The organism is Pseudomonas morbosilactucae (assembly GCF_023241665.1).
Classification (GTDB): domain Bacteria; phylum Pseudomonadota; class Gammaproteobacteria; order Pseudomonadales; family Pseudomonadaceae; genus Aquipseudomonas; species Aquipseudomonas morbosilactucae.
This window is the reverse complement of record NZ_JALQCX010000058.1, coordinates 34,716-60,613: the sequence shown is the minus strand read 5'-3', so window position 1 is coordinate 60,613 and position 25,898 is coordinate 34,716. Positions and strand designations below refer to the sequence as shown.

The following is a 25,898-nucleotide window of genomic DNA, read 5'->3' as shown; positions in this document are numbered from 1 at the left end:
TTCGATGAACTGAAGCAAGTCGCTGCCGAAAACTGCGTAACTCGTTGAGTTTCAAGGAGTTTTCCGTTTCGACTGCGCCGGAAGTGGGGCGAATTATAGGCCCACAGAATCTGCCGTCAACACTTATTTCAAAATCATTCCGACTTAAGCGTAATACGGGCAAAAGCCTTCTTGCCGGCCTGGCACACGTGAGTAGCACCCAATGCGTATATATAGGTGCGATCAACCACCTCACCATCTACACGCACGCCACCAGACCCCAGAAGATCCCGAGCCACTGCAGCATTCTTCACCAAACCAGCCTTATTAAGGACAGCGGCGATCGGCATATCTTCAGTAGCACTCAGCTCGATCTCCGGCAGATCATCCGGCAACTCGCCATCCTTCATGCGATTACCTGCCGCGCGATGGGCATTCGCTGCCGCCTCCTCACCATGAAAACGAGCAACAATCTCTTCCGCCAGCTTGATCTTGATATCCCGCGGATTCGCACCACTCTCGACCTCAGCCTTAAAGGAAAGGATCTCCTCCATGGAGCGGAAGCTGAGCAGCTCGAAGTAGCGCCACATCAACGCGTCAGGGATCGACACCAGCTTGCTGTACATGACACCTGGAGCTTCCTGGATTCCGACGTAGTTACCCAGGGACTTGGACATCTTCTTGACGCCATCCAACCCCTCAAGCAACGGCATCGTCAGAATGCATTGCGCTTCTTGACCGTAGCCGCGCTGCAACTCGCGCCCCATGAGCAAATTGAACTTCTGATCAGTGCCGCCCAATTCCACGTCCGCACGCAACGCCACCGAGTCATAGCCCTGAACCAAGGGATACAGGAACTCATGAATAGCGATAGGCTGATTGCTGGAGTAGCGCTTGTCGAAATCGTCACGTTCAAGCATGCGCGCAACGGTGTATTGAGAGGTCAGACGAATGAAGTCCGCCGGCCCCATCTGATCCATCCAGGTAGAGTTAAAGGCGACTTCTGTCTTGGCAGGATCGAGAATCTTGAAAACCTGGCTCTTGTAGGTCTCGGCATTCTCGAGCACTTGCTCGCGAGTCAACGGCGGACGCGTTGCACTCTTGCCACTCGGATCACCAATCATCCCAGTGAAGTCACCAATGAGGAAGATCACCTGATGACCCAACTCCTGGAACTGACGCAGCTTATTAATAAGCACCGTATGACCCAGGTGCAGATCCGGCGCCGTCGGATCGAAGCCAGCCTTAATACGCAGCGGCTGGCCGCGCTTGAGCTTCTCGACCAACTCAGACTCGACCAACACCTCTTCCGCACCACGTTTGATCAGCGCTAGCTGCTCTTCAACCGACTTCATAACAGACCCGCAAGGCTCAGATTCAAAGGGAACCAACCATACAAGATCACGGACTAATTACAAGTTTTGCCCGGCGCACGGGCAACATTCTATGGGCGCGGCTTCCGCGCGCTTGCGTCACTGATGATTTGGTTATATTTTATACAGTTATTTCATCTTCATCATGTCATTCATCTTTTCCAATTCATCTTTTCTAAAGCCAAATTACTTATGACCACAGAACCGTCTAAAGCGCCGCCGCTTTACCCGAAGACCCACCTGCTCGCAGCAAGTGGTATCGCCGCCCTCCTCAGCCTCGCACTACTGGTCTTTCCTTCCAGTGATGTAGAAGCCAAAAAGACAACGCTGAACCTTGATCTGGAAAGCCCAACTCAACAACTGACACAAGATCAAGACGCTGCAAACCTCGAACAAGCCACAAGCGAAGCCGTAGCCTCGCCATTCGCACAGATCGAAAACAGTACGGATGACACCCAGGAAACCGCCGAAGCCGAACCGGCCGTCCAAGAGGAAATCAAGGCACCCGGCCATAAAGAAGTCATCGTTGCCAAAGGCGACACGCTTTCAACACTCTTCGAGAAGGTCGCCTGCCCTCGACTGCGGTGCATGAAGTGCTGGCCAGTGACAAACAGGCCAAGCAGTTCACCCAGCTCAAGCATGGCCAGAAGCTTGAATTCGAACTGAGCCCGGATGGCCAGTTGAACACCCTTCACAGCAAGGTCAGCGACCTCGAAAGCATCACCCTGACCAAGGGCGACAAAGGGTTTACCTTCAACCGTGTCACCACCAAACCCGTCGTACGCTCGGCCTATGCCCACGGAATCATCAACAGCTCCCTGTCGCAGTCGGCAGCACGAGCGGGTCTGTCGCACAGCCAGACCATGGACATGGCCAACGTATTTGGCTACGACATCGACTTCGCCCAGGACATTCGCCAGGGCGACGAATTTGATGTGATCTATGAACAGAAGGTCGCCAACGGCAAAGTCGTGGGGACCGGCAACATCCTGTCTGCCCGCTTTACCAACCGTGGCAAGACCTACACCGCAGTGCGCTACACCAACAAGCAAGGCTCCAGCAGCTACTACACCGCCGATGGCAACAGCATGCGCAAAGCCTTCATCCGCACACCGGTGGATTTCGCCCGTATCAGCTCACGCTTCTCCATGGGCCGCAAACATCCAATCCTCAACAAAATCCGCGCCCACAAAGGCGTCGACTACGCGGCTCCGCGTGGTACGCCGATCAAGGCTGCGGGTGACGGCAAAGTCCTGCTCGCCGGGCGCCGCGGTGGTTACGGCAACACGGTAATCATCCAGCACGGCAACACCTACCGCACCCTCTACGGGCACATGCAAGGTTTCGCCAAAGGCGTCCAGACCGGCGGCAATGTGAAACAGGGCCAAGTGATTGGCTATATCGGCACTACCGGGCTCTCAACAGGCCCGCACTTGCACTATGAGTTCCAGGTCAATGGTGTGCACGTTGACCCGCTGGGTCAGAAGCTGCCTATGGCTGACCCGATCGCTAAAGCCGAACGTGCCCGCTTCCTGCAACAAAGCCAACCGCTGATGGCACGCATGGATCAAGAGAAGGCCACCATGCTGGCTTCGAGCAAGCGTTAAGCCATGACGTTCTATATAGGCGTGATGTCCGGCACCAGCCTCGATGGGCTGGACATCGCTCTGATCGAGCTGAACCCGGCGATCAAACTGGTCGCCACCCACTACATCCCCATGCCCGCCCCCCTGCGCGCCGAGCTGCTCGGCTTATGTGCCAGCGGCCCGGACGAAATCGCCCGCTCAGCTTTGGCCCAGCAACAATGGGTAATCCTCGCAGCACAGGGCATACGCACCTTACTTGAGCAGCAACAGCTTTCAGCACAGGACATCCGCGCCATTGGCAGCCACGGGCAAACCATTCGCCATGAGCCGGCTCGCGGCTTTACGGTGCAGATCGGCAACCCTGCCCTGCTGACCGAGCTGACGGGCATTAGCGTCGTCAGCGACTTCCGCAGTCGTGATGTCGCTGCCGGCGGCCAGGGCGCTCCATTGGTTCCCGCTTTTCATGAAGCGTTGTTTGACCGGCAGCCAGGCAAGCGCGCCGTCCTGAATGTCGGAGGCTTCAGCAATCTGAGTCTGATCGAGGCCGACAATCCAGTCGCCGGTTTTGACTGCGGCCCCGGCAACGTCTTGCTCGATGCCTGGATCTACAATCAGCGCGCAGAGCATTTCGATCGTAATGGTCAGTGGGCAGCCAGCGGCAAGGTCGCCCCGCTCCTGTTAAAGACCCTGCTCAGCGATCCATTCTTTGCCACCCAAGGCCCTAAAAGCACTGGCCGCGAAGTGTTCAACCTTGAGTGGCTGCAGCAGCATTTGGCAACGCTGCCCGCCATTGCAGCCGAAGACGTGCAGGCCACCTTGCTGGAGCTGACGGCGCTGACCATCGTCGACTCGCTGCGGGCCGCACAAAGCGACACTACGGAGCTCTTGGTCTGTGGCGGCGGCGCGCATAACGCAACCCTGATGAATCGTCTGTCCAGCCTCATGCCCAACACCCGGGTCAGCAGCACTGCGGCATACGGCGTGGACCCGGACTGGGTTGAAGCCATGGCGTTTGCCTGGCTGGCCCATTGCTGCCTGGAAGGTATTACCGCCAACCGCCCAAGCGTGACAGGCGCCCGCGGCCTGCGAGTGTTGGGCGCTATTTACCCAGCCTGAGCAGCAGACAGCAAAACGCCGCAGGGCCGGAAGGCCGTGCGGCGTTTTACAAAACCGAGTTGCTGCAGGATCAGATCGAGAACGAAGAACCGCAACCACAGGTTGTCGTGGCATTCGGGTTCTTGATCACGAAGCGCGAACCTTCCAGGCCTTCCTGATAATCCACTTCCGCACCTGCCAGATACTGGAAGCTCATAGGATCGACCACCAGGCTCACACCCTCGCGCTCGACGATGGTGTCGTCATCGGCCACTTCCTCATCGAAAGTAAAACCGTACTGAAACCCGGAACAACCGCCGCCCGTAACGAATACGCGCAGCTTCAAGCGATCATTACCCTCTTCATCGACCAGGCTCTTCACCTTGTGCGCGGCACCGTGAGTGAATTGCAAAGCCGTGGGGGTGAAGGATTCAACGCTCATGCTGACTATCTCCCGGCGTGTGCCGTCATATTGCGTGATGACGCGCATTATCCGCTTCTCCCAGAAAATCGGTCAACTATTGTTACGGTATATCAGTCAGCAAAAACGCCCCTGCAGAATGCACAAAGGCCCGATCAATGGGCCTTTGTGTGATGGCAGGAGAGCCGCTTAAGGCAACATGCCCGCGTGGGACAAGCCCAAACGCTCATCCAGGCCGAACAGGATGTTGAGGTTTTGTACCGCCTGACCCGAAGCGCCCTTGACCAGGTTATCGATCACCGACAGCACCACCACCAGATCACCGTCCTGCGGCCGATGAACGGCAATCCGGCAAACGTTGGCACCGCGCACGCTGCGGGTTTCAGGGTGGCTGCCGGCCGGCATCACATCCACGAACGGCTCGTTGGCATAACGCTTCTCGAACAAGGCTTGCAGGTCCACCGAGCGATCCACGACCGTGGAGTAGAGCGTCGAGTGAATACCGCGAATCATCGGTGTCAGGTGTGGAACGAAAGTCAGGCCCACATCCTTGCCAGCGGCACGACGCAGTCCCTGGCGAATTTCCGGAAGGTGACGGTGCCCTTTGACTGCATAGGCCTTCATGCTTTCCGACGTCTCGGAATACAGGGAGCCGACACTGGCACCACGACCAGCACCGCTGACACCCGATTTGCAATCCGCGATCAGCCGCGAAGTATCCGCTAGCCCTGCTTCAAGCAATGGCAGGAAACCCAATTGGGTGGCGGTAGGGTAGCAACCCGGCACGGCAATCAAACGCGCGCCCTTGATCTGCTCACGATTGACTTCCGGCAAGCCGTAGACGGCCTCGCCCAACAGTTCTGGCGCGCCGTGGGGCTGGCCGTACCACTTGGCCCACTCATCAGCATCCTGCAGACGGAAGTCCGCCGAGAGGTCAATGACTTTGGTCCCAGCGGCCAGTAACTCACCGGCCAAGGCATGGGCAACACCGTGCGGCGTGGCAAAGAACACCACATCACAGGCGCCCAGGGTCTTGATATCGGGCACGCTGAAAGCCAGGCCGTCGTAGTGGCCTCGCAGGTTGGGGTACATATCGGCTACGGCCAGGCCGGCCTCGGATCGGGAAGTGATGACGACCACTTCTGCCTGCGGATGCTGTGCCAACAAACGCAGCAATTCGACACCCGTGTAACCCGTGCCGCCGACAATACCGACCTTGACCATAAACCTGCCCTCAACGAACCCACTGGAAAGCCGTCGATAATAGGGGCCGCAAGGTTCTGCGACAACCACGAACGTGACGTGCGGACGCTCAAGCCTCTACTATCTTGGCTACCGTGAACCTGGGAATAACTAAAAATGCTTTATCTATGGCTCAAAGCCTTTCACATCATCAGTCTGGTCTGCTGGTTTGCTGGCCTGTTCTACCTGCCCCGCCTGTTCGTCTACCACGCACAAAGCGAAGACACCGTCAGCAAAGAGCGCTTCAGCCTCATGGAGCGCAAGCTCTACCGCGGCATCATGGGGCCGGCGATGGTCGCCACCCTGGTATTCGGCATCTGGCTACTGAGCCTCAACCCCAGCGCTTATTTCGGCCAAGGCGGCTGGATGCACGCCAAGCTGACCCTGGTGGTACTGCTCATCGGCTACCACCATATGTGTGGCGCCCAAGTGAAGCGCTTCGCCCGTGGCGAAAACACCCGCAGCCATGTCTTTTATCGCTGGTTCAATGAAGTTCCGGTTCTGATATTGCTGGCTATCGTAATTTTGGTCGTTGTGCGGCCGTTCTAAAACCTAATAGCCGTTCCTAATAGCCGTTACTCATGAGGGTGCTTCCAATGTCGCTGCCCGCTCTGCTCGAACAACGTCTGCGCCTGCCAATCGTGGCAGCGCCGATGTTCCTGATTTCCAATCCGCAACTGGTACTGGCCTGCTGTCGCAATGGTGTAGTCGGCACATTCCCGGCCCTCAACCAACGAGAAAGCAGTGGCTTCAAGGCCTGGCTTGAGGAAATCGAAACGGGACTGGCGACATTGGACAATCCCGCGCCCTACGGGGTGAACCTGATCGTGCATAACAGCAACCCGCGCCTCCAGGCGGACCTGGAAATCTGCATCGAGCACAAGGTCCCCCTCATCATCACCAGCCTCGGCGCAGTGAAGGAGTTGGTTGACGCGGTGCACAGCTACGGCGGCCTGGTCTTCCACGACGTGACCAACCGACGCCACGCTGAGAAGGCCGCCGAAGCCGGGGTCGATGGGCTGATCGCCGTCGCCGCGGGCGCAGGAGGTCATGCCGGCACCTGGAGCCCGTTTTCGCTGATTGCGGAGATTCGCCAGTTCTTCGACAAAACCCTGCTACTGGCCGGCTGCCTGAACCATGGTCATGAAATTCTCGCCGCCCAGTTACTGGGGGCAGACCTCGCCTACCTGGGCACGCGCTTTATCGGTACCACCGAAAGCCACGCGCCTGACGCCTATAAGGAAATGCTGCTGACATCCAGAGCCGCAGACATCGTGCACACCGCCGCGGTGTCCGGGGTTCCAGCCAGCTTCATGCGACAGAGCCTGGAAAACGCCGGCTTTGATCTGGCCGCGCTCCAAGGTAAAGGAACAGTCGACTTCGGCTCCAAACTCAAGCCCATCAGCGACGAAGCCAAGGCCTGGAAAACCGTCTGGTCGGCCGGCCAGGGCGTTGGCGGCATCCATGACCTGCCCACTATCGATAAGTTGGTGGCACGGCTGGATGCCGAGTACCGCCAAGCACAGGAACAATCAGCCTTGCTGCAACAGCACTGGCCACGCAAATCCTGAATGTTTTTGGCCAGTCCAGGGGCGCTGGCCGTAAACTAGCCACCTTTTGTGTAACCCTTCAATTCAAGTGACAAGGAAGCCCCCATGAGCGAATCCCGCTTCAAGATCGTGTTTGATGGAAGCCTCTTGCCCGGTGTCGAAATAAACACCGCTCAACTCAACCTGGCCGAACTGTTCAAAAGTGATATCGCCTCGATTGAACGCCTGTTCAACGGCCAACCGGTGGAACTCAAGCGCGACCTGTCACAAGCCGACGCGGATCGCTACCTGGAGGCCCTGAACAAAACCGGCATCGCCGCACGGATTGAACAGGAACAACTGCTGGACCTGCAGTTTGACGCCCTGGTCCCGTCCAGCCCTGCTCCTGCTCCAGCGGCCAGCGAATCGCCTTATGCACCACCCCGGGCGACCGTCGGCACCAGCATCGCCGAGTTTTCCACCTTGAAAGTGATGAGTTTTCAAGGCCGCATCGGGCGAGTGCGTTATCTCGCGTGGACGCTGGCACTGAGCCTGGCAATGATGGCCGTTATCGGCGTTGGCGCCATGATCGGCTTCGCCAGCATGCTGACCCTGCAATCCTCTGTGTTTGCCATGATCATCGGCGGCCTCATTTCAATCGGGCTACTGGTGGCCTTCACCGTGGTCGCCATCCAGATATCTGTTCAACGCCTGCATGACCTCGGCTGGTCGGGCTGGCTCTGGCTGATCAACTTCGTCCCCATCGTCGGCGGCGTATTCCCGTTCGTGCTGGCAATCGCCCCTGGCAACACCACTGCCAACCGTTACGGCGCTCCGCCACCGCCTAACAGCACTGCGGCCAAGGTGCTGGCCTGGATGTGGATCCCCCTGTTCGTATTGATCATGGTGGGGACGGTTGTCGGTGGCCTCAGCTCCCTCGGAGAGCGCTACAGCGAAAGCACTACCAGCTACAGCGAAAGCATCGAGTCCGGCGACGCCGATGATGCCAGCGAGCCAGCCGAATCGGCCGCCCCCGCTGTAGACTACGACGAAGAAGAATAAACGCGCCTGACCTGCGGCCTCTCTGTCGCAGGCTGCCGGCCGTTGCGATGGAGAACTGCATGACCCGTTACGCTCTGATCACCGGTGCTTCCAGTGGCATAGGCCTGGCCATGGCCGAAGCACTGGCCCGGCGCGGCCGCAACCTGCTTCTGGTGGCCCGTCAGCGTGATCAGCTGGAAAGCATTGCCCTGGAATTGACTCAACGCTTCGGCGTCGAGGTGCTATTTCGCGCCTGCGACCTGGGCGAGCCGTTGCGGCTGTCGGGCTTTCTGTTGGAGCTCGAAGAGGGCGATCGACAGATCGATCTGCTGGTCAACTGCGCGGGAATGGGCACCAGCGGCCCCTTCCTGGCCCAGGACTGGATGACCGAGCAGGACCTGATCGAAGTCAATATCCTGGCCCTGACCCGCCTCTGTCATGCCCTGGGCAATAGCATGGCGCTCCTCGGTGGCGGGCAGATCCTCAATGTCGCCTCGGTCGCGGCCTTTTACCCCGGCCCCTGGATGAGCACCTACTACGCCAGCAAGGCCTATGTCCTGCACTTTTCAGAAGGTCTGCGTGAAGAACTGAAGAAATGCGCGGTCAAGGTCTCGGTGCTTTGCCCAGGGCCGACACGCACCGCGTTCTTCCGCACCGCTCAGCTGGACGATGAAAAACTGCGCAACAGCAAACTGCTGATGAGCCCCGAAGAGGTCGCACTCTACGCCGTGCGCGCGCTGGAAAAGAACCGCGCCATCATCATCCCCGGCCGCCTGAACCGCTGGATGGCCTTCAGCAGTCGCCTGGGCTCACGCTGGCTGATCCGCAAAATCGTCGGCTACGCCAACCGCGTCTACTGCCCGCGTTAACCAAGCAAAAGGCTGGGCGCACTCGGATCGCCTGAGTACACTCAGCCCGGACCAACACAACGGAGAAACAGCTGTGGATACTCTGTTCACCAAGATCATCAACAGAGAAATACCCGCGAATATCATTTACGAGGATGACCAGGTACTGGCCTTCCACGATATTGCCCCCCAGGCACCGGTGCATTTCCTGGTGATCCCCAAGAAGCACGTGCGCACCCTCAACGACCTGACCGAAGACGATAAAGCGCTGGCCGGGCACATTCTGTTCACCGCGCAACGCCTGGCCAAAGAGCTGGGTTGCGATGACGGCTTCCGCGTGGTCATGAACTGCAATGAGTTGGGCGGGCAGACCGTCTATCACATTCACATGCACGTGCTGGGTCAGCGTCAGATGAACTGGCCACCGGGCTGATTGCTCTGGCACGGCACTTTGCAGCGCCCTCTTGGTTTATTCCCGGGAGGGTGCGCTGATCCAGCGCAGGTTTCGCTCCAACGATTGGAGTAAACTGGCCGCCGAGATTTTTCCCGGAGATAAGTATGACTACCCAACGTCACTACTCGCCGATTGACCGCCTGCTGCTGCAGGCCGATACCGCCATGCGCACTCTGCTGCCCTTTAGCGGCCAGCCTTATCGCCCTTCGCCTGCCATCGTGCAGCCGGAAGCCCAGATGAGTGACGAGGAGACCCGTCACGTTGCCGGGCTGATGCGCATCAACCACACCGGAGAAGTCTGCGCCCAGGCGCTGTATCAAGGGCAAGCGCTGACGGCCAAGCTGCCGCAGGTACGTGCTGCAATGGAGCACGCCGCAGAAGAAGAGATCGATCACCTGGCCTGGTGCGAACAACGCATCCGCCAATTGGGCAGCCACCCCAGCGTACTCAACCCACTGTTTTACGGTTTGTCGTTCGGCATCGGCGCGGTCGCCGGGCTGATCAGCGACAAAGTCAGCCTGGGTTTCGTCGCCGCCACCGAAGACCAAGTGTGCAAGCATTTGAATGAGCACCTGGAGCAACTGCCCGCCGAGGACGAAAAGTCCCGGGCCATTCTTGAGCAAATGCGCATCGACGAAGAGCTCCACGCCGAAAGCGCCCTCGATGCCGGCGGTTTCCGTTTCCCGGCACCGGTTAAGTTCGGCATGAGCCTGCTGGCCAAGGTCATGACCAAAAGCACTTATCGCATCTGAGCCAACACTCGGGCACAAAAAAGGGCGCTATCACAGCGCCCTTTTCTTTTACCTGGAAAACCCACTCGGCTCTCGCGCGTAGAAGGTCTCCAGACTGTCTTGCTTCACCCAGTCAGCGCAGAGCTGTATGGGCGAGCTGTCGCAATCCCGGCCCCACGCAGGACTCGGAGATTAAGAGGCCGATCAACCCAACTCGACGATTTCATAGTCGTGGGTAATGGCCACACCGGCGGCGCCGAGCATGATCGAGGCGGAGCAGTACTTCTCGGCCGACAGCTCGATGGCGCGCTTGACCTGTGCCTCTTTCAAGCCACGGCCCTTGACCACAAAGTGCATATGAATCTTGGTGAAGACCTTGGGATCTTCAGTCGCGCGCTCGGCCTCGAGAAAAGCCTCGCAACTTTCCACGGCCTGGCGGGACTTCTTGAGGATGCTGACCACGTCGAAGTTGCTGCAACCGCCCACACCGAGCAGGAGCATTTCCATGGGGCGAACACCCAGGTTGCGGCCGCCGGCCTCTGGAGGACCATCCATTACCACCACATGGCCGCTGCCCGATTCACCGAGGAACATGGCTTCGCCAGCCCATTGGATGCGTGCCTTCATCGCCAAGACTCCACTGTTAAAAAAGGGTCGCCAGCTTAGCACAGGGCCTCGAAATGACAGCCTTTTGCCTGTTCATCGGATCAGAGGATGACCAATTGGAAAAATCTTAATCTGCTCAAGATGTGTCTGTTAAGCTGACGCCAATCGGCTGGCGCATCGCCACCTCTCCAGTGTTCAGCGCTCATCCTTATAAAAACCAAATCACACCGTGCAGTCTTTTCGGGATACAACCATGGTTGCTGTTGCCCCAACTCCCAAGATCAAGAACCTCGACAAGCTCTTGCAGCATTGCCAGCGTCGCCGCTACCCGGCCAAAAGCAACATCATCTGCGCCGGTGATGCTTCACAGACTCTGTTCTTCATTATCAAAGGCTCGGTCACCATCCTGATTGAAGACGACGATGGTCGGGAAATGATCATCGCCTACCTCAATGCCGGTGATTTTCTCGGTGAGTTGGGCCTGTTCGAAGAAGCCGGGCACGAACAACAGCGCAGCGCCTGGGTCCGGGCCAAGGTCGAATGCGAAGTGGCGGAAATCAGTTACGCCAAGTTCCGCGAACTGTCCCAGGTCGACCCGGACATTCTCTACGTGCTCAGTGGCCAGATTGCCCAGCGCCTGCGCAACACCACGCGCAAGGTCGGCGACCTGGCGTTCTTCGATGTCACCGGGCGGGTTGCCCGTTGCCTGTTGGAACTGTGCAAACAGCCGGATGCCATGACCCATCCCGACGGCATGCAGATCAAAGTGACTCGTCAGGAAATCGGCCGGATTGTGGGCTGCTCACGGGAAATGGTCGGTCGCGTGCTCAAGGACCTAGAAGAGCGCAACCTGGTGCACGTCAAAGGCAAGACCATGGTGGTCTTCGGTACCCGCTAACCGGGCAACAGCTGCATCAGCATTTGTCGATACAGGCTGTCCAGGCGCCCAATCGCCTCGGGAGCCGCAAAGGCTTCGTGCAACGCGATATGACTTTCTGCGCGGCAACGCTGCTCCAGGCCGCAGGCCTGATTGAAGCCATTGACCGCCGCCACCATCGACTCACGCTCGTCATCCAGTAACAGCGCGCCATGCACCAGGCCAACCGGGCGTTGCCCGCCTTTGCTCTGGCGCCAACGCTGTGCGGTGCCGACCATCTTGCGGCCGTCGAGGTTGACGTTGAAGCGGCCGTCACAGAAGGCCCCGTCCACTTCACCCAGAGACGGAGTGCCACCCAATTCGCTCAGCAGGTCACAAATGGGTTGGCACAGGCGCCGATACGCAGTTTCGATCCGCCCGTGGTCACCTTCGCTGCGCGGCGGCGCATAGACCAGGGCGATATTGACCGTGGCCGCTGATTGCGGCACAGGCTCACCACCCGTTTCCCGCAACAGCACCGGCCAACCGGTGGCGGCCGATGCCTCGCACGCCTGCTCGAACCCGGGCAGCCGGCTCAAGCGCCGCGGCATGACCAGCGCCTTGTCACTGGGCTGCCAGAACAGCACGCCAAACTCGGCCTCACCGGCACACACGCGGGCCAGCAGGTCCTGCTCGGCTTGCAATCCGGCTTCGACGGTCAAGGCTAGGGGCTGAGTCATGGCAGTAACGATCCTTTGCGATAGGTATGAAAAAGCCGGCATCGCCGGCTTGTTCATTCAGTCAGTATCAATCCAGGGTGGAGCCGCTCACCGGCACGCCACGCTCAGGGAAGAACAGGCGCTGCAGTTCTGCTCCCGGGCTCTCGGCACGCATAAAGGCCTCGCCCACCAAGAACGAATAGACATCACTGATTTCCATCAGCTCGACATCCGCCCGATTGAGGATGCCGCTCTCGGTGATCACCAAACGGTCACGGGGAACGCGAGGCAATAGATCGAGGGTGGTTTCCAGGTTGACGTCGAAGGTGTGCAGGTTGCGGTTGTTGATCCCCACCAACGGCGTGTCGAGGGTTTTCAAGGCCCGCTCCAGCTCGTCGCCATCATGCACTTCCACCAGCACATCCAGGCCAACACCTTTGGCCACCGCCGCCAGCTCAGCCAGCTTGACGTCGTCCAGGGCGGCCACGATCAACAGCACGCAGTCAGCACCCAGGGCACGGGCTTCAACGATCTGGTAAGGATCGATCATGAAATCCTTGCGGATCACCGGCAGCTTGCAAGCCGCGCGCGCTTGCTGCAGGTAGACATCAGCTCCCTGGAAATAATCCACATCGGTCAACACCGACAGGCAGGTGGCACCGCCTTTCTCGTAGCTCTTGGCGATATCCGCCGGCAGGAAGTTTTCCCGGATCACGCCTTTACTGGGGGACGCCTTCTTGATCTCGGCAATCACCGCCGGCTGCTTGAGCTTGACCTGATCGATCAGCGCCTTGGCAAACCCGCGCGGTGCATCCGCCGCGCGCGCCAGCACTTCCAGCTCCGCCAGGCTCACCCGGGCACTGCGCTCGGCCACTTCCTCAACCTTGCGAGCGAGGATATTTTCCAGAACCGTCGGCACACTCATCCTTCATTCTCCTGCTTGAATACCGCGGTAAACGCGCCCAACTCTTCGAGCTTCTCTCGGGCCAGGCCGGTGTGCAGGGCGTCGTGGGCCAGGGCCACGCCTTCTTTCAAACTGCTGGCGTGGTCCGCCGCATACAGCGCCGCGCCCGCATTGAGCACAATCATCTCGGCAGCCTTCTGCCCGTGCTCGGTTTTGCGCCGGCCCAAGGCATCACGGATCAACTCCAGGGACGCCGCCGGGCTTTCGACCACCAGGCCGAACAAGCTCTGGCTCTTGATGCCCAAGTCTTCCGGCTGGACCCAGTACTCGGTGATTTCGCCGTTTTTCAACTCGGCCACGTAGGTCGGCGCTGCCAGGCTGAACTCATCCAGGCCATCCTGGGAGTGCACCACCAACACATGCTTGCTGCCCAGACGATGCAAGACTTCAGCCAACGGCCGGCACAACGCCTGGGTGAAGACGCCTACCACCTGGTGCTTGACCCCGGCCGGATTCGTAAGCGGGCCGAGCATGTTGAACAAAGTACGCAAGCCCAAGTCGCGGCGCGGGCCGGCGGCATGCTTCATCGCACCATGGTGGGCTTGGGCAAACATAAAGCCGATGCCGACGTTATCAATGCAGCGCGCCACCTGCACCGGCGTCAGGTTCAGGTAGATCCCGGCCGCTTCCAGCAGGTCGGCACTGCCGCTCTTGCCGGACACTGCACGGTTACCGTGCTTGGCAACGGTGCAACCCGCCGCTGCGACCACAAACGAAGAGGCGGTGGAGACGTTGAAGATGTTCGCCCCATCGCCGCCGGTGCCGACCACATCGACCACGCCGTCGAGGGTCTTGAGTTCAACCTTGTCTGCCAGCTCACGCATCACCGAAACGGCACCGACGATCTCGTCAATGCTCTCGCTCTTCATGCGCATGGCCATCATAAAGGCGCCGATCTGCGCGTCCGTGCATTGCCCGGTCATGATTTCGCGCATCACATCGCGCATTTCATCAGTGCTCAGGTCCAGGTGGCCGACGATACGGCTCAGGGCTGTCTTGATATCCATGGAAAGTCCTTAGCGCGTGCCGCCGCTCTGTTTGAGGAAATTGGCGAACAGCTCGTGGCCCTGCTCGGTGAGGATCGACTCGGGGTGGAACTGCACACCCTCGATGTTCAACGTCTTGTGGCGCAGCCCCATGATCTCGTCGACCGAGCCGTCGGCCAGTTGGGTCCAGGCGGTCACTTCCAGGCAGTCGGGCAAGGTCTCGTGCTTGACCACCAGGGAGTGATAACGGGTCACCGTCAGCGGGTGATTAAGCCCGGCGAAAACCCCTTGGTCTTCGTGGAACACCGGGCTGGTCTTGCCGTGCATCACTTGCCGAGCCCGCACCACCTGGCCGCCAAAGGCCTGGCCGATGGATTGGTGCCCCAGGCAAACGCCAAGAATCGGCAACTTACCGGCAAAGTAATGAATGGCTTCGATGGAGATACCGGCTTCGGTCGGGGTGCACGGGCCAGGCGAAACAACGATCCGCTCAGGGTTCAGCGCCTCGATCTGGGCCACGGTCAATTCGTCATTGCGCACCACCTTGACCTCGGCCCCCAGTTCACCCAGGTACTGCACGACGTTATAGGTAAAGGAGTCGTAGTTATCGATCATCAGCAACATAGTGAAAACTCCTCAAGCCTTGGGTGCGGGGGTTTGTTCGGCGAGCGCTACAGCGCGGAACATGGCGCGTCGCTTGTTCAGCGTCTCTTCCCACTCCAGGGCCGGTACCGAATCGGCCACGATGCCGCCGCCGGCTTGCACATGCAGTTCACCGTTCTTGATCACCGCGGTGCGGATGGCGATCGCCGTGTCCATGTTGCCGTTCCAGGCGAAGTAACCCACCGCGCCGCCATAGACGCCGCGCTTGACCGGCTCCAGCTCATCGATGATTTCCATGGCGCGGATCTTCGGCGCACCGGACAAGGTGCCCGCCGGCAAGATCGCCCGCAGCGCGTCCATGGCGGTCAGGCCGGCCTTCAGTTGACCGGTGACGTTGGAAACGATGTGCATCACGTTGGAATAACGCTCGATGACCATCTTCTCCGTGAGCTTCACCGAACCGATCTCGGAGACCCGGCCCGTGTCGTTACGCCCCAGGTCGATCAGCATCAGGTGCTCGGCGATTTCCTTGTCGTCGGACAGCAAGTCTTCTTCCAGCGCCAAGTCCGCTTCCTCGGTGGCCCCGCGTGGGCGGGTGCCGGCAATCGGGCGCACGGTAATCAAGTTGTCTTCGACCCGCACCAGCACTTCTGGGGAACTGCCCACCACATGGAAGTCGCCGAAGTTGAAGAAGTACATATAAGGCGTCGGGTTGAAGCAGCGCAGCGCCCGGTACAGGTCAATGGGCGCAGCCTTGAAGTCGATGGACATGCGTTGCGACGGCACCACCTGCATGCAGTCGCCCGCCAGGATGTATTCCTTGATGGTATCGACGGCACGCTCGTAGTCGGCCTGGGTAAAGCTCGAACGGAACACCGGGTCGGCACTCTGTTGCCGACTGAAATCCAGGCCGGCGCGCGGGGTGATCGGCTGGCGCAGCTGTTCGAGCAGCGCCTGCAGACGCGCCTGGCCTTGTTCGTAGGCGTTGTCCTGGGCTGGGTCGGCGAGCACGATTGCGTGCATCTTGCCGGCGAGGTTGTCGAACACCACCACCGCGTCGGAGACCATCAGCAGAATGTCCGGCACGCCGATGGGATCGGGGTTCGGGCATTTGCCCAGGCGCTTCTCTACATACCGCACACAGTCATAGCCGAAGTAACCCACTAGACCACCGTTGAAACGCGGCAAGCCGGCAATGGTCGGCACGTTGTAGCGGGCTTTGAACGCTTCGACGAAGGCCAGCGGGTCGGCCACTTCATGGCGTTCGATCTCGACGCCGTCGTGGGTCACGCTGACCACGTGGTCGTGAACCCGCAGCACGGTGCGGCACGGCAGGCCGATGATCGAGTAACGGCCCCACTTCTCACCGCCTTGCACCGACTCCAGCAAATAAGAGTTGGGCTCATCGGCGAGCTTCAAGTAGATGGACAGGGGTGTATCGAAGTCGGCCAGGGTTTCGCATGCCAGGGGGATGCGGTTATAGCCGGCTGCGGCCAAACGCAGGAATTCTTCGCGAATCATGGGGTGCCTCGTGGCTTGAGGGTCTAACAGTCAGGTATGCAAACGTGCCGGACGATCCGGCCAGACAAAAATCAGGCGCGCCAACGCCAGCGGGCCAAGGCCTTGATGACTTTCATCCAGAGTTTGCGAGTGACCACCACGATGGAATTTCCAGGAGGGGATTGAACAGCGTCGGGCAACGTTATCTCAGCGGCCGTCTCTAAGCAACCAGGGATCAGCGCCCGCAGATTGTCGATCACCAGCGCCGGAGATTCCTCGGCAATCGGCCGGCCATGGTTGTAGCCATAACTCAAGGCCACGCACTTGACCCCCGCCGCCTTGGCCGCCAGCACGTCACTGCGTGAGTCGCCGACGAACAGCGACTGGGACGCCGGCACGCTGGCCATTTTCATGACAAAGAACAGCGCCGCCGGGTCAGGTTTCTTCTGGGGCAAGGTATCGCCGCCAATGATCCAGCGGAAATAACGACCGATCTTCATCTGGTCCAGCAAGGGCGCGACGAAGCGCTCCGGTTTGTTGGTGATCAGGGCCATTTCCACGCCCTGCTTGTGCAGCCACTTGAGGGTTTCACGCACGCCGGGGTAGACCACGGTCAGCGCATGGCCGTCTTCGTAGGCAACATTGAACAATTCCAGGGCCTGCTCGGCTTCAGCCTCGTCCACACCTTGAGGGTCGAGGCTGTTAGCCAGGGCCCGGTGCACCAGCATCTGCACGCCGTTGCCCACCCACTGGCGCACCGATTCGATGCCAGCGGGCGGACGCCCCAACTTGAGCAACATGTCATCCACAGCGGCCGCCAGGTCGGGGACCGAATCGACCAGGGTGCCATCCAGGTCGAACATCACCAGCCGCGGCAGGCTCCCGGGAAACAGCTGCTCAAAAGCGCTCATGGTCGGGCCAGCGCCAGTTCGGAACGCATTTTCTCAATGACTTCCTGGTAATTCGGAGCATTGAAGATCGCCGAGCCGGCGACAAAGGTGTCCGCACCGGCCGCGGCGATTTCACGGATGTTGTTGACGTTGACCCCGCCGTCGATTTCCAGGCGTATATCGCGCCCGGAGGCATCGATCAAGGCCCGCGCCTCACGCAGCTTGTCCAGGGTGCCAGGGATGAATTTCTGCCCGCCAAAGCCTGGGTTGACGCTCATCAGCAACACCATGTCGACCTTGTCCATCACGTACTTGAGTACGTCCAGCGGGGTCGCCGGGTTGAACACCAGGCCGGCCTTGCAGCCGCCTTCACGGATCATCTGCAGGGAGCGATCGACGTGCAGGGTGGCCTCAGGGTGGAAGGTGATGTAGGTGGCGCCAGCTTCGATGAAGTCGCCAATGATGCGATCCACCGGGGACACCATCAAATGTGCGTCGATCGGCGCGGTAATGCCGTACTTGCGCAGCGCGGAGCAGACCATTGGGCCGATGGTCAGGTTCGGCACATAGTGGTTGTCCATGACATCGAAGTGCACGATGTCAGCGCCGGCGGCGAGAACGTTATCCACTTCTTCACCCAGGCGGGCGAAGTCGGCGGAGAGAATCGACGGAGCAATAGCGAAGGGCTGCATGACGCACCTTTTTTGAGCGGAATCACGGTGGCGCGCATTGTATACCTCATGCTTTGGCCCGCGCACCGTGACCGCGATGATCAGTACGCAGCGCGGTAGATTTTCTCGATATCAGCAGGGCTCAATCTGCGCGGATTGTTGCGCATCAAGCGCTCAATGCCCGCGGCTTCCAGGGCCATGGCCGGTAGCGCATCCTCGGGCACGCCGAAACTGCGCAGGCCTTGGGGGATTTCCACGGCGGTGCACAGCGCGGTCATGGCCTCCACCGCTTTGTCGGCGGCCTCTGCGGCACTCAGTCGCGCCGTCTTCACCCCCATGGCTTCGGCAATGTCCTGCATGCGTTCGACACAGGCCAGCTTGTTCCAGGCCATCACATACGGCAGCAACAGCGCGTTGCTGACCCCGTGGGACACATGAAAGCGCCCGCCCAACGGGTAGGCCAGGGCATGCACCGCGCCCACCCCGGCATTCCCGAAGGCCATGCCGGCCATCAAACTGGCGGTGGCCATGTCTTCCCGAGCCTGCAGGTGCGACGGATTGGCGTAAGCCTTGGGCAAGGCCTTGGCGATCAACTTGATGGCGCCGATCGCCAGGGCATCGGTGATCGGCGAGGCATTCAGCGACAGGTAGGCCTCGACGGCATGCACCAGGGCGTCCACCCCACTGGCCGCAGTGACGCTGCGGGGACAAGTCAGGGTCATCTGCGGGCTGACCAGTGCCACATCCGGCAGCAGGTAGTCACTGACGATGCCCTTTTTCAGCTGGGCTTTACGGTCCGAGAGAATCGCCACATTGGTCACCTCCGAACCGGTGCCGGCGGTGGTTGGAATGGCGATCAGCGGTGGCCCTTTGCGCGGCACCTGGTCGACGCCGAACAAGTCTGCCAATGCTCCGTGGTAACCGGCATAGGCGCCCACGCTCTTGGCGATATCGATGGCACTGCCGCCGCCCAGGCCAATCAGCCCGTCGTGCCCGCCTTCGCGGTAGACCCGCATGCAATCCTCAACGATGGCAATCTCCGGATCAGGCTGCACGCGGTCGAAAATCTCGTAACTGCGCTCCCCCAGCTGCGCCAGGGCCAGCCCCACAGTGCCGGACTTGACCAGCGCGGCGTCGGTGACGATCAGCGGATGGTCGACATCCAGGCGCGTCAGCTCGGCACCGAGCTGCTCGATGGCGCCGGCGCCGGTCAGGAGTTTATGGGCGCTCTTGAAAGAGGAAATACTCATGGGCTCATGCCTCTTGTTAGAAGTGGGGCTGGCACAAGCGTAGCTGGGGATTGGCAATTGTCAGTGCAGGACGCCAGGCAGGCCCACCCGGCCTGGCGTCCTCGGTTGTGGCGGGCTTAGGCCACTTCCTCACGCACCTTGGTCGCGCTCACAGGCGCCGCGCTGGGTGCGGGTGGTGCGTCGGCGCAATCCAGGTCCTTGCTGAAGGTGCGGTCGTTTTCACCTTTGAAGAAGTTCTTGCCGTAAATCAGCAGGCACAGCACCACGCCAATGGCAAAACCCCAGCTCGCGCCCTTGATCGCCAGTACGGCACCGATCACCCCGGCAATCCCCAGGTCACGCTGGCTGCGGGCCTCTAAAATCCCCAGGCGCACACTGACGTAGCCCTGGATCAACAAGGTCAAGGCCAGCGCCACGCCGAGAATCGGCTGCACCAGGGTCACCACCGGCAACAGCAGCAGGCCGGTGTTGGTGCCCCAGCGGAACGAGCCCATGCCGCCGTAGATCGACTTCATGGCCTTGGGGCCGCCCTTGAAGCGCTCGATCACCACCACCAGCATCGCCGCCCACTTCGGCCCGCACATGGCGATATCCGGACCAAAAATACTCATGAAGGCGTTGCGCCCACCGAAGATCAGGTGCGAACGGTCCGGGTCGTAGTCGATTTTCTCGTCCTTGCGGATCTGCTCGGCTTCATCCAGCAGCACCTTGGCGCTGAGCACATCGCCGAAAACGATGATGTACACCGCCAGCATGGTCGGCAGCGCCGTGATGAACATCGACAGCGGCGGCATGCCCAGACCGAACACCGTGTAGTTATTCCACAGCCCCGCGAAGTCCGGTTTGCTGAAGCCCCACTGGATGGTCGGCCACGGCGCTTCGCCAAACAGCGGTGCGATCACCACCGCCAGCAGGATGATCGGCAAGATGCCGAGCTTGGCGAAGTTCCACCAGAAGCGGTTACGCAGCTTGAGCTGGGCAAAATGCTGGGAAAAGATCAGGTAGAACGCGATGCCGATGGCGATGGAAATGGTCCAGGGCAGGCTGTCGAACTTGCCGCCGACCTGGAACACCGCGGTCACCGCGCTGATGCCGGCGCCGACGATAATCCCCGACTTGATCGCCGACGGCACAAACCCCACCACCTTGCGCGCCATGCCGGTGGCACCCAGGGCAATGGAAAACACCCCGAGCATCAACTGGAAGGCAATCAAGGCATGGACACGCTCCGGGCCCATGGGGAACTGCGAACAGTAAGCCATCAACAAAGGCACCGCCGGGGTGATCCAGCCGGGTACCACCGGGTCGCCCAGCAAGTGGTGCGCCAGGTACAACAGGCCATTGAGCATCACCACAGCCAGGGCGATTTCAAACGGCATGCCGAGGAATTCGGTCATCAGGGGAATGGCCGCCAGGTCGACGGCGCACATCAGCAGGCCCTGCAGGTAATCCGGCAGTTCGAGCTTGTAGTGAATAACGGGTAAACGCACCTTGAACGGGCCAAGGGGTATATACGGCGACTCGTGCCGTGTATCGGAAGGCGTTGGCATCAACTGCACCTGTCTTATTGGAATTGGTTGCGGTGTAAAACCGCCTGCAGCGGCACGGACCGCCGCAGGCACAGGCCGATCAGTAGGCGGCCCGGTAGATCTGCTCGATATCGGCGGCGCTGAGTTTGCGCGGGTTGTTGCGCATCAGGCGTTCGATGCCGCTGGCCTCGACGGCCATGGCCGGGATCGCATCCTCGGGCACGGCGAAGCTGCGCAGGCCTTTGGGGATATCCACGGCAGCGCACAACGCAGCCATCGCTTCCACCGCTTGATCGGCCGCCTGCTGATCGCTCAGCCCAGCCAATTGCACGCCCATGGCCGCGGCGATATCACGGAAGCGCTCGACGCAGGCCATCTTGTTCCAGGCCATCACATAGGGCAGCAGCAAGGCGTTGCTCACCCCGTGGGCAATGTTGAAACGCCCACCCAAGGGATAGGCCAAGGCATGCACCGCACCCACGCCAGCGTTGCCGAACGCCATGCCGGCCATCAGGCTGGCGGTGGCCATGTCCTCACGGGCCTGCAAATGGTTGGGGTTGGCGTACGCCTTGGGCAGCGCCTTGACGATCAGGCGGATCGCCCCCAGCGCCAGGGCGTCGGTGATCGGCGACGCATTCACCGACAGGTACGACTCAATGGCATGCACCAGGGCATCCACGCCGCTGGCAGCGGTCACGCCCCGTGGGCAGGTCAAGGTCATCACCGGGCTCACCAGCGCGACATCCGGCAACAGGTAATCGCTGACGATGCCCTTTTTCAACTGGGCCTCTTTGTCGGAAAGGATCGCCACATTGGTCACCTCCGAACCGGTCCCCGCCGTGGTCGGGATGGCGATCAGCGGTGGGCCTTTGCGCTTGACCTGGTCCACACCGAACAGCTCCGCCAGCGGGCCGTCATGGCCGGCAAAGGCCGCCACGGCCTTGGCGATGTCGATGGCGCTGCCGCCGCCCAAGCCGATCAAGCCATCGTGGCCACCGGCGCGGTAGGCCCGGGTGCAGTCCTCGACAATGGCAATTTCCGGCTCTGGCTTGACCTCGTCGAAAATCCCGTAGGCACGCCCACCCAAGTGGGCCAGGGCCAGGTCGACGGTGCCGGACTTGACCAGGATCGCGTCGGTCACGATCAGCGGGTTGCTGATGTTCAGGCGCGTGAGTTCGCCGGCCAGTTGCTCGATGGCGCCTTGGCCAGTAATCAGTTTGTTGGCAATTTTGAACGCAGAAATACTCATCAGCTCGGCCTTGATTAATTGTTGTGGCAAGTGCCGCGCAGGGGCGGCACTCCGAAGGGCTCGAACGCTGTAGAGCGAAAGCTGTGCCAACATGTCGCAGGCCTTGTAGATCAAGGCCTGCTGGGGTTCGGAGGAAAAATGACCGGGCAGACGCGATTGTTTTTCTAATCGCTGAGGCGGGTGTTGATCAGCAATCTAATCAGAGTGTTCCCAGCGCTTCATCTTCTGCACCACCGTTGCCTGGCTGACGCCCAGGGCCTTGGCGGCCAGGCGGGTGGTCTTGTGCACTTGCAAGGCCGCACGGATGGCCTGGCGCTCGGCGTTTTCCAGGACCTTGCGCAATGGCAGGCGGCTGTCGTCGGTGTTGCGCGCCTGGCGATCGATGATGTCTTCCGGCAGGTCCAGGGCCTCGATGACCTGGCTGTTGCAGGTCACCACCAGCCGCTCCACCACATTGATCAGTTCACGGATGTTGCCCGGCCAGGCGTACTCCCCAAGCAACTCCAGGGCCTCAAGGCTCCACTGCGCCTGTCGCGAATAGCGCTGGTTGAAGTGCGCCAGGTAGTACTCGAGCAAGGGGCCGATTTCCTCGCTGCGCTCGCGCAATGCCGGAATGCTGATGGGCACCACGTTCAGGCGGTAATACAGGTCGGCGCGGAACTTGCCCTCGGCCACTTGCTGCTTGAGGTCGTGGTGGGTGGCGCTGATGATGCGCACATCGACCTCCTTGAGCTCCAGCCCGCCCACCGGGATAAAGCGGTTCTCCTCGATCACCTTGAGCAGCTTGACCTGCACCGCCAGGGGCAGGTCGCCAATCTCGTCGAGGAACAAGGTGCCGTTGTGGGCCAGTTCCAGTAGCCCGCGCTTGCCCTTGGTCCCGGCACCGGTGAAGGCGCCCGGGGCGTAGCCGAACAGCTCCGCCTCGATCAGGTTCTCCGGCAAGGCCCCGCAGTTCAGGGCCAGGAACGGCTCCTTGGCGCGGCCACTGGCGTTGTGGATAAATTGCGCCACCAGGGTCTTGCCGACACCGGTCTCGCCCTGCAGCAAGACCTTCACATCACAGTCGGCCACCTGCCGAGCCAGGGCGAAAACTCGCCCCGACACTTCCTGGTCGGCCATCAAGGGGGATTGCAGCAGGTTGTCACGCTGACCGGCATGCAGGCGCGCGGTGCTGTTGCGCAGTTGCTTGAGTTGTTGCAGCTCGTCGCGCTCACGCTTCATGCGCAGCAGCTCGGTCATGTCGCGCACGGTGCTGACCACGTAACGGATGCTCTGGTCGGCGGCGAGAATCGGCGTGGCACTGACCAGTAGCTTCTTGCCCTGGCTCAGGCTCTGCATCACCGACGTCGGCTTGCCGTCCTGCAACACCCGCAACGACGCGGATTGGGAGATCAGCCCGGACTTCACCAGTTCCTGCATCTGCCGCCCCAAAAGGTCGGCGCCACTCAGGCCGGTGAGGCGCTCGTAGGCCTGGTTGACCTTGAGGGTCTTGCCCTGGCCGTCGGTGATATAGACACCGTCATGCAAGGCATTGAGCAGCTCTTCGAAGCTGGCGTCGTTGAAGTTCACCCGTGACTCCACAGTAGGCTCGTGAAGCGCGAAGTTTACGGGTGATCATCGGCCAGGTGTGATTCGGCGGCCCCGACCTTAGTTCAAGGCCGCCCGGGGGAGGTCAGACTTGGGCAGTGCGCAGCTTCTCGCTGCGCCCACGCAGCCATTCCAGGGTCAGCAGCAGGATCACCGAGAAGGCAATCAGCAGGGTCGCCGCAGCGGCGATGGTTGGGCTGAGGTTCTCGCGGATGCCGCTGAACATCTGCCGAGGCAGGGTCGCTTGCTCGGGGCCGGCGAGGAACAGGGTCACCACCACTTCATCGAACGAGGTGGCGAAGGCGAACAACGCCCCACTGATCACCCCGGGGGCGATCAACGGCAAGGTCACCCGGCGGAACGCGGTCACTGGCGAGGCCCCCAGGCTGGCCGCAGCACGCACCAGGTTGTGGTTGAAGCCCTGCAGGGTGGCCGACACGGTGATGATGACGAACGGCACGCCCAGCACCGCATGCACCACGATCAGCGAGAAGAAGCTATTGCCCAGGCCCAGCGGGGCGAAGAACAGGTAGCTGGCCACACCGATGATCACCACCGGCACCACCATCGGTGAAATAACCAGGGCCATCACCAACGGCTTGCCGGGGAAATCGCCCCGGGTCAGGCCGATGGCCGCAAGGGTGCCGAAGATCATCGCCAGCACGGTCGCGGCCGGGGCAACGATGATGCTGTTCTTCAAGGCACGCATCCACTCCGCCGAGGCGAAGAAGTCCTGGTACCAGTGCAGCGAGAAGCCCTGCAACGGGTACACCAGGAAGCTCCCCGAGTTGAACGACAGCGGGATGATCACCAACACCGGCAACACCAGGAACAACAGGATCAAGCCGCAGAGAATCCGCAAGCTGTAGAACCAGACCCGTTCGACGGGCGACATGTAAGGGCTCAGCATTTCGATTCTCTCCTTAGCTCAGGCGCAGGCGACTGGCGCCCACCAACCAGCTGTAAATCAGATAGAGCACGATGGTCGCCAACAGCAGCAGCCCACCCAGTGCGGTCGCCATGCCCCAGTTGATGCTGGTGTTGGTGTAGAAGGCAACGAAGTAGCTGACCATCTGATCGTTCGGGCTGCCCAGCAGCGCCGGGGTGATGTAGTAGCCAATGGCGAGGATGAACACCAACAGGCAACCGGCGCCCACACCGGCATAGGTCTGCGGGAAGTACACCCGCCAGAAGCTGGCGAACGGATGGCAGCCCAGGGAAATCGCGGCGCGCATGTACGTCGGGGAGATGCCTTTCATCACGCTGTAGATCGGCAAGATCATGAACGGCAGCAGGATGTGCACCATGGAGATGTAGACCCCGGTGCGGTTGAATACCAGCTCCAGGGGCTTGTCGATCACCCCCATGGCCAACAGCGCGCTGTTGATCAGGCCGCCGGACTGCAAGAGCACGATCCACGCCGCCACCCGCACCAGGATCGAGGTCCAGAACGGCAGCAGCACCAGGATCATCAGCAGGTTGCTTTTGCGCGCCGGCAGGTTGGCCAGCAGGTACGCCAGCGGATAGGCCAGGGCCAGGCAGATGGCGGTGATCACCAGGCCCATCCAGAAGGTCCGGGCAAAGATGTCCAGGTAGATCGCCTGGTCCGGGGTGGCTGGCGCCACTTCACCGAGGTCGTCGATGCGGTGGTCCACGGCGGCCAGCAGGTAGTAAGGCGTCAGGCTGCTGGTGTTGCGACGGATCGCCTGCCAGTAGGCCGGGTCGCCCCAACGCTCGTCCAGGCTTTCCAGGGCTTCTTTATAGGCGCTCGGCTCGGCCTTGAATGGCAGGGCCCGGGCAGTTTTGGTCAGCAGGCTGCGATAGCCGGCCAACTCCATGTTCAGGCGCTTGGACAGGTCGCCCAAGGTTTGATTCTTGCGTGCTTCGGCCAGGTCTTCGCTCAAGGCCTTGTAGGCCGGTTCTGCCGGCAAGCCCCGACCGTCCCAGCCACTGATGGCGGCAACGGTACGCGGCATGCCTGCCACCACTTCCGGGTTACCGACGCTCTTGTACAACAGCGCCACAATCGGCACCAGGAACACCAGCAGCAGGAACAGCACCAGAGGCGCGATCAGGGCTTGAGCCTTCCAGCGGTTGACCCGCTCGGCACGTGCCAGACGCTGCTTCAAGGTGGGGCCGGTGACCGCGTTCAGGGGAACGGTGATGGTCATGACAAACTCCGCAAGACT

25 protein-coding genes and 1 pseudogene are annotated in these 25,898 nt (G+C 60.7%); 9 read left to right on the top strand and 17 right to left on the bottom strand.

The features are described from left to right. Positions 1-134: 134 nt before the first annotated feature. Positions 135-1,334 carry a tyrosine--tRNA ligase gene (gene tyrS, locus M1B35_RS26735; protein ID WP_268263555.1) on the bottom strand — a complete coding sequence of 400 codons (1,200 nt, stop codon included), beginning with the start codon at positions 1,332-1,334 and terminating at the stop codon, positions 135-137. A 210-nt stretch (positions 1,335-1,544) separates the two neighbouring features. On the opposite strand from tyrS, the pseudogene M1B35_RS26730 reads away from it, so the two are divergent. Together M1B35_RS26730 and M1B35_RS26725 are read left to right on the top strand one after the other, a co-directional pair. Then, positions 1,545-2,959 (top strand): annotated as a pseudogene (locus M1B35_RS26730) (peptidoglycan DD-metalloendopeptidase family protein). A 3-nt stretch (positions 2,960-2,962) separates the two neighbouring features. After that, on the top strand, positions 2,963-4,054 hold the full coding sequence (locus tag M1B35_RS26725; protein WP_268263554.1) for an anhydro-N-acetylmuramic acid kinase: 1,092 nt from the start codon (positions 2,963-2,965) through the stop codon (positions 4,052-4,054). 70 nt (positions 4,055-4,124) lie between these two features. Here the strand turns inward: M1B35_RS26725 and erpA are convergent, their stop codons facing one another. Further along, a complete protein-coding gene (gene erpA, locus M1B35_RS26720; RefSeq protein ID WP_007906865.1) occupies positions 4,125-4,475 on the bottom strand; it encodes an iron-sulfur cluster insertion protein ErpA in 351 nt (116 codons plus the stop codon). Positions 4,476-4,643: 168 nt separating this feature from the next. Continuing rightward, the gene (gene argC / locus M1B35_RS26715; protein WP_123327433.1) at positions 4,644-5,678 is read right to left on the bottom strand and encodes an N-acetyl-gamma-glutamyl-phosphate reductase; all 1,035 of its coding nucleotides are present in this window, start codon (positions 5,676-5,678) and stop codon (positions 4,644-4,646) included. Positions 5,679-5,813: 135 nt separating this feature from the next. On the opposite strand from argC, the gene hemJ reads away from it, so the two are divergent. The 6 genes from hemJ (at position 5,814) to coq7 (ending at position 10,320) form a co-directional block, all read left to right on the top strand. Beyond that, positions 5,814-6,245, top strand: coding sequence for a protoporphyrinogen oxidase HemJ (hemJ, locus tag M1B35_RS26710; protein ID WP_123327434.1), 432 nt, complete (start codon positions 5,814-5,816; stop codon positions 6,243-6,245). A 47-nt stretch (positions 6,246-6,292) separates the two neighbouring features. Then, entirely contained in the window at positions 6,293-7,267 is a 975-nt protein-coding gene (locus M1B35_RS26705; protein ID WP_268263553.1) for an NAD(P)H-dependent flavin oxidoreductase, read from the top strand. 84 nt (positions 7,268-7,351) lie between these two features. Then, the gene (locus M1B35_RS26700) at positions 7,352-8,287 is read left to right on the top strand and encodes a DUF805 domain-containing protein (protein ID WP_268263552.1); all 936 of its coding nucleotides are present in this window, start codon (positions 7,352-7,354) and stop codon (positions 8,285-8,287) included. A gap of 59 nt (positions 8,288-8,346) precedes the next feature. Beyond that, complete coding sequence (locus M1B35_RS26695; RefSeq protein WP_123327437.1) at positions 8,347-9,135, top strand: SDR family NAD(P)-dependent oxidoreductase; 789 nt, start codon at positions 8,347-8,349, stop codon at positions 9,133-9,135. A gap of 73 nt (positions 9,136-9,208) precedes the next feature. Continuing rightward, on the top strand, positions 9,209-9,547 hold the full coding sequence (locus M1B35_RS26690; RefSeq protein WP_123327438.1) for a histidine triad nucleotide-binding protein: 339 nt from the start codon (positions 9,209-9,211) through the stop codon (positions 9,545-9,547). A gap of 125 nt (positions 9,548-9,672) precedes the next feature. Then, on the top strand, positions 9,673-10,320 hold the full coding sequence (gene coq7 / locus M1B35_RS26685) for a 2-polyprenyl-3-methyl-6-methoxy-1,4-benzoquinone monooxygenase (RefSeq protein ID WP_123327439.1): 648 nt from the start codon (positions 9,673-9,675) through the stop codon (positions 10,318-10,320). 183 nt (positions 10,321-10,503) lie between these two features. On the opposite strand, the gene M1B35_RS26680 is transcribed toward coq7, so the two are convergent. Next, complete coding sequence (locus M1B35_RS26680; RefSeq protein WP_020295492.1) at positions 10,504-10,926, bottom strand: OsmC family protein; 423 nt, start codon at positions 10,924-10,926, stop codon at positions 10,504-10,506. Positions 10,927-11,158: 232 nt separating this feature from the next. Here M1B35_RS26680 and crp point away from each other — a divergent pair, with 232 nt between their 5' ends. Further along, positions 11,159-11,803 carry a cAMP-activated global transcriptional regulator CRP gene (crp, locus tag M1B35_RS26675; protein WP_123327440.1) on the top strand — a complete coding sequence of 215 codons (645 nt, stop codon included), beginning with the start codon at positions 11,159-11,161 and terminating at the stop codon, positions 11,801-11,803. Here the strand turns inward: crp and M1B35_RS26670 are convergent. The 13 genes from M1B35_RS26670 to M1B35_RS26610 all read right to left on the bottom strand — a co-directional run bounded on the left by M1B35_RS26670 (position 11,800) and on the right by M1B35_RS26610 (position 25,880). Beyond that, a complete protein-coding gene (locus M1B35_RS26670; RefSeq protein WP_268263551.1) occupies positions 11,800-12,501 on the bottom strand; it encodes a lipoate--protein ligase family protein in 702 nt (233 codons plus the stop codon). The two genes, crp and M1B35_RS26670, sit on opposite strands and share 4 nt — an antisense overlap. 67 nt (positions 12,502-12,568) lie before the next feature. Further along, positions 12,569-13,405, bottom strand: coding sequence for an indole-3-glycerol phosphate synthase TrpC (gene trpC, locus M1B35_RS26665; RefSeq protein WP_268263550.1), 837 nt, complete (start codon positions 13,403-13,405; stop codon positions 12,569-12,571). Beyond that, positions 13,402-14,451 (bottom strand): anthranilate phosphoribosyltransferase, encoded by a 1,050-nt coding sequence (trpD, locus tag M1B35_RS26660; RefSeq protein WP_123327443.1) that lies wholly within the window; start codon positions 14,449-14,451, stop codon positions 13,402-13,404. Before trpD ends, trpC begins: the two co-directional genes overlap by 4 nt. Before the next feature lie 9 nt (positions 14,452-14,460). Further along, entirely contained in the window at positions 14,461-15,054 is a 594-nt protein-coding gene (locus M1B35_RS26655) for an aminodeoxychorismate/anthranilate synthase component II (RefSeq protein ID WP_123327444.1), read from the bottom strand. Between the two features lie 12 nt (positions 15,055-15,066). Further along, a complete protein-coding gene (gene trpE / locus M1B35_RS26650) occupies positions 15,067-16,554 on the bottom strand; it encodes an anthranilate synthase component I (protein WP_123327445.1) in 1,488 nt (495 codons plus the stop codon). A 71-nt stretch (positions 16,555-16,625) separates the two neighbouring features. Then, positions 16,626-17,444, bottom strand: coding sequence for a phosphoglycolate phosphatase (locus tag M1B35_RS26645; protein ID WP_123327446.1), 819 nt, complete (start codon positions 17,442-17,444; stop codon positions 16,626-16,628). Continuing rightward, entirely contained in the window at positions 17,441-18,115 is a 675-nt protein-coding gene (gene rpe / locus M1B35_RS26640) for a ribulose-phosphate 3-epimerase (RefSeq protein WP_123327447.1), read from the bottom strand. The genes M1B35_RS26645 and rpe overlap by 4 nt, the downstream gene beginning before the upstream one ends. Positions 18,116-18,195: 80 nt before the next feature. Beyond that, a complete protein-coding gene (locus tag M1B35_RS26635; protein WP_268263549.1) occupies positions 18,196-19,344 on the bottom strand; it encodes an iron-containing alcohol dehydrogenase in 1,149 nt (382 codons plus the stop codon). Between the two features lie 116 nt (positions 19,345-19,460). Next, the gene (locus M1B35_RS26630) at positions 19,461-20,894 is read right to left on the bottom strand and encodes a hypothetical protein (protein ID WP_123327449.1); all 1,434 of its coding nucleotides are present in this window, start codon (positions 20,892-20,894) and stop codon (positions 19,461-19,463) included. Positions 20,895-20,973: 79 nt separating this feature from the next. Continuing rightward, positions 20,974-22,122, bottom strand: a complete 1,149-nt coding sequence (locus M1B35_RS26625; RefSeq protein ID WP_268263548.1) for an iron-containing alcohol dehydrogenase — start codon at positions 22,120-22,122, stop codon at positions 20,974-20,976. Positions 22,123-22,317: 195 nt separating this feature from the next. Then, positions 22,318-23,691 carry a sigma-54 interaction domain-containing protein gene (locus tag M1B35_RS26620; RefSeq protein ID WP_268263547.1) on the bottom strand — a complete coding sequence of 458 codons (1,374 nt, stop codon included), beginning with the start codon at positions 23,689-23,691 and terminating at the stop codon, positions 22,318-22,320. A gap of 103 nt (positions 23,692-23,794) precedes the next feature. After that, positions 23,795-24,619, bottom strand: a complete 825-nt coding sequence (locus M1B35_RS26615; protein ID WP_123327452.1) for an ABC transporter permease — start codon at positions 24,617-24,619, stop codon at positions 23,795-23,797. 13 nt (positions 24,620-24,632) lie between these two features. Further along, positions 24,633-25,880 (bottom strand): ABC transporter permease, encoded by a 1,248-nt coding sequence (locus M1B35_RS26610; RefSeq protein WP_123327453.1) that lies wholly within the window; start codon positions 25,878-25,880, stop codon positions 24,633-24,635. Positions 25,881-25,898: the final 18 nt, after the last annotated feature.

Bases quoted from the DNA above. Each gene is read 5' to 3' on its own strand.
- erpA (WP_007906865.1), bottom strand. From the start codon at position 4,475: ATGAGCGTTGAATCCTTCACCCCCACGGCTTTGCAATTCACTCACGGT.
- trpD (WP_123327443.1), bottom strand. From the start codon at position 14,451: ATGGATATCAAGACAGCCCTGAGCCGTATCGTCGGCCACCTGGACCTG.
- M1B35_RS26700 (WP_268263552.1), top strand. From the start codon at position 7,352: ATGAGCGAATCCCGCTTCAAGATCGTGTTTGATGGAAGCCTCTTGCCC.
- M1B35_RS26670 (WP_268263551.1), bottom strand. From the start codon at position 12,501: ATGACTCAGCCCCTAGCCTTGACCGTCGAAGCCGGATTGCAAGCCGAG.
- M1B35_RS26655 (WP_123327444.1), bottom strand. From the start codon at position 15,054: ATGTTGCTGATGATCGATAACTACGACTCCTTTACCTATAACGTCGTG.
- M1B35_RS26625 (WP_268263548.1), bottom strand. From the start codon at position 22,122: ATGAGTATTTCTGCGTTCAAAATTGCCAACAAACTGATTACTGGCCAA.
- M1B35_RS26680 (WP_020295492.1), bottom strand. From the start codon at position 10,926: ATGAAGGCACGCATCCAATGGGCTGGCGAAGCCATGTTCCTCGGTGAA.
- M1B35_RS26610 (WP_123327453.1), bottom strand. From the start codon at position 25,880: ATGACCATCACCGTTCCCCTGAACGCGGTCACCGGCCCCACCTTGAAG.
- coq7 (WP_123327439.1), top strand. From the start codon at position 9,673: ATGACTACCCAACGTCACTACTCGCCGATTGACCGCCTGCTGCTGCAG.
- hemJ (WP_123327434.1), top strand. From the start codon at position 5,814: ATGCTTTATCTATGGCTCAAAGCCTTTCACATCATCAGTCTGGTCTGC.
- argC (WP_123327433.1), bottom strand. From the start codon at position 5,678: ATGGTCAAGGTCGGTATTGTCGGCGGCACGGGTTACACGGGTGTCGAA.
- crp (WP_123327440.1), top strand. From the start codon at position 11,159: ATGGTTGCTGTTGCCCCAACTCCCAAGATCAAGAACCTCGACAAGCTC.
- M1B35_RS26695 (WP_123327437.1), top strand. From the start codon at position 8,347: ATGACCCGTTACGCTCTGATCACCGGTGCTTCCAGTGGCATAGGCCTG.
- M1B35_RS26630 (WP_123327449.1), bottom strand. From the start codon at position 20,894: ATGCCAACGCCTTCCGATACACGGCACGAGTCGCCGTATATACCCCTT.
- M1B35_RS26645 (WP_123327446.1), bottom strand. From the start codon at position 17,444: ATGAGCGCTTTTGAGCAGCTGTTTCCCGGGAGCCTGCCGCGGCTGGTG.
- tyrS (WP_268263555.1), bottom strand. From the start codon at position 1,334: ATGAAGTCGGTTGAAGAGCAGCTAGCGCTGATCAAACGTGGTGCGGAA.
- rpe (WP_123327447.1), bottom strand. From the start codon at position 18,115: ATGCAGCCCTTCGCTATTGCTCCGTCGATTCTCTCCGCCGACTTCGCC.
- M1B35_RS26705 (WP_268263553.1), top strand. From the start codon at position 6,293: ATGTCGCTGCCCGCTCTGCTCGAACAACGTCTGCGCCTGCCAATCGTG.
- trpE (WP_123327445.1), bottom strand. From the start codon at position 16,554: ATGATTCGCGAAGAATTCCTGCGTTTGGCCGCAGCCGGCTATAACCGC.
- M1B35_RS26725 (WP_268263554.1), top strand. From the start codon at position 2,963: ATGACGTTCTATATAGGCGTGATGTCCGGCACCAGCCTCGATGGGCTG.
- M1B35_RS26615 (WP_123327452.1), bottom strand. From the start codon at position 24,619: ATGCTGAGCCCTTACATGTCGCCCGTCGAACGGGTCTGGTTCTACAGC.
- M1B35_RS26635 (WP_268263549.1), bottom strand. From the start codon at position 19,344: ATGAGTATTTCCTCTTTCAAGAGCGCCCATAAACTCCTGACCGGCGCC.
- trpC (WP_268263550.1), bottom strand. From the start codon at position 13,405: ATGAGTGTGCCGACGGTTCTGGAAAATATCCTCGCTCGCAAGGTTGAG.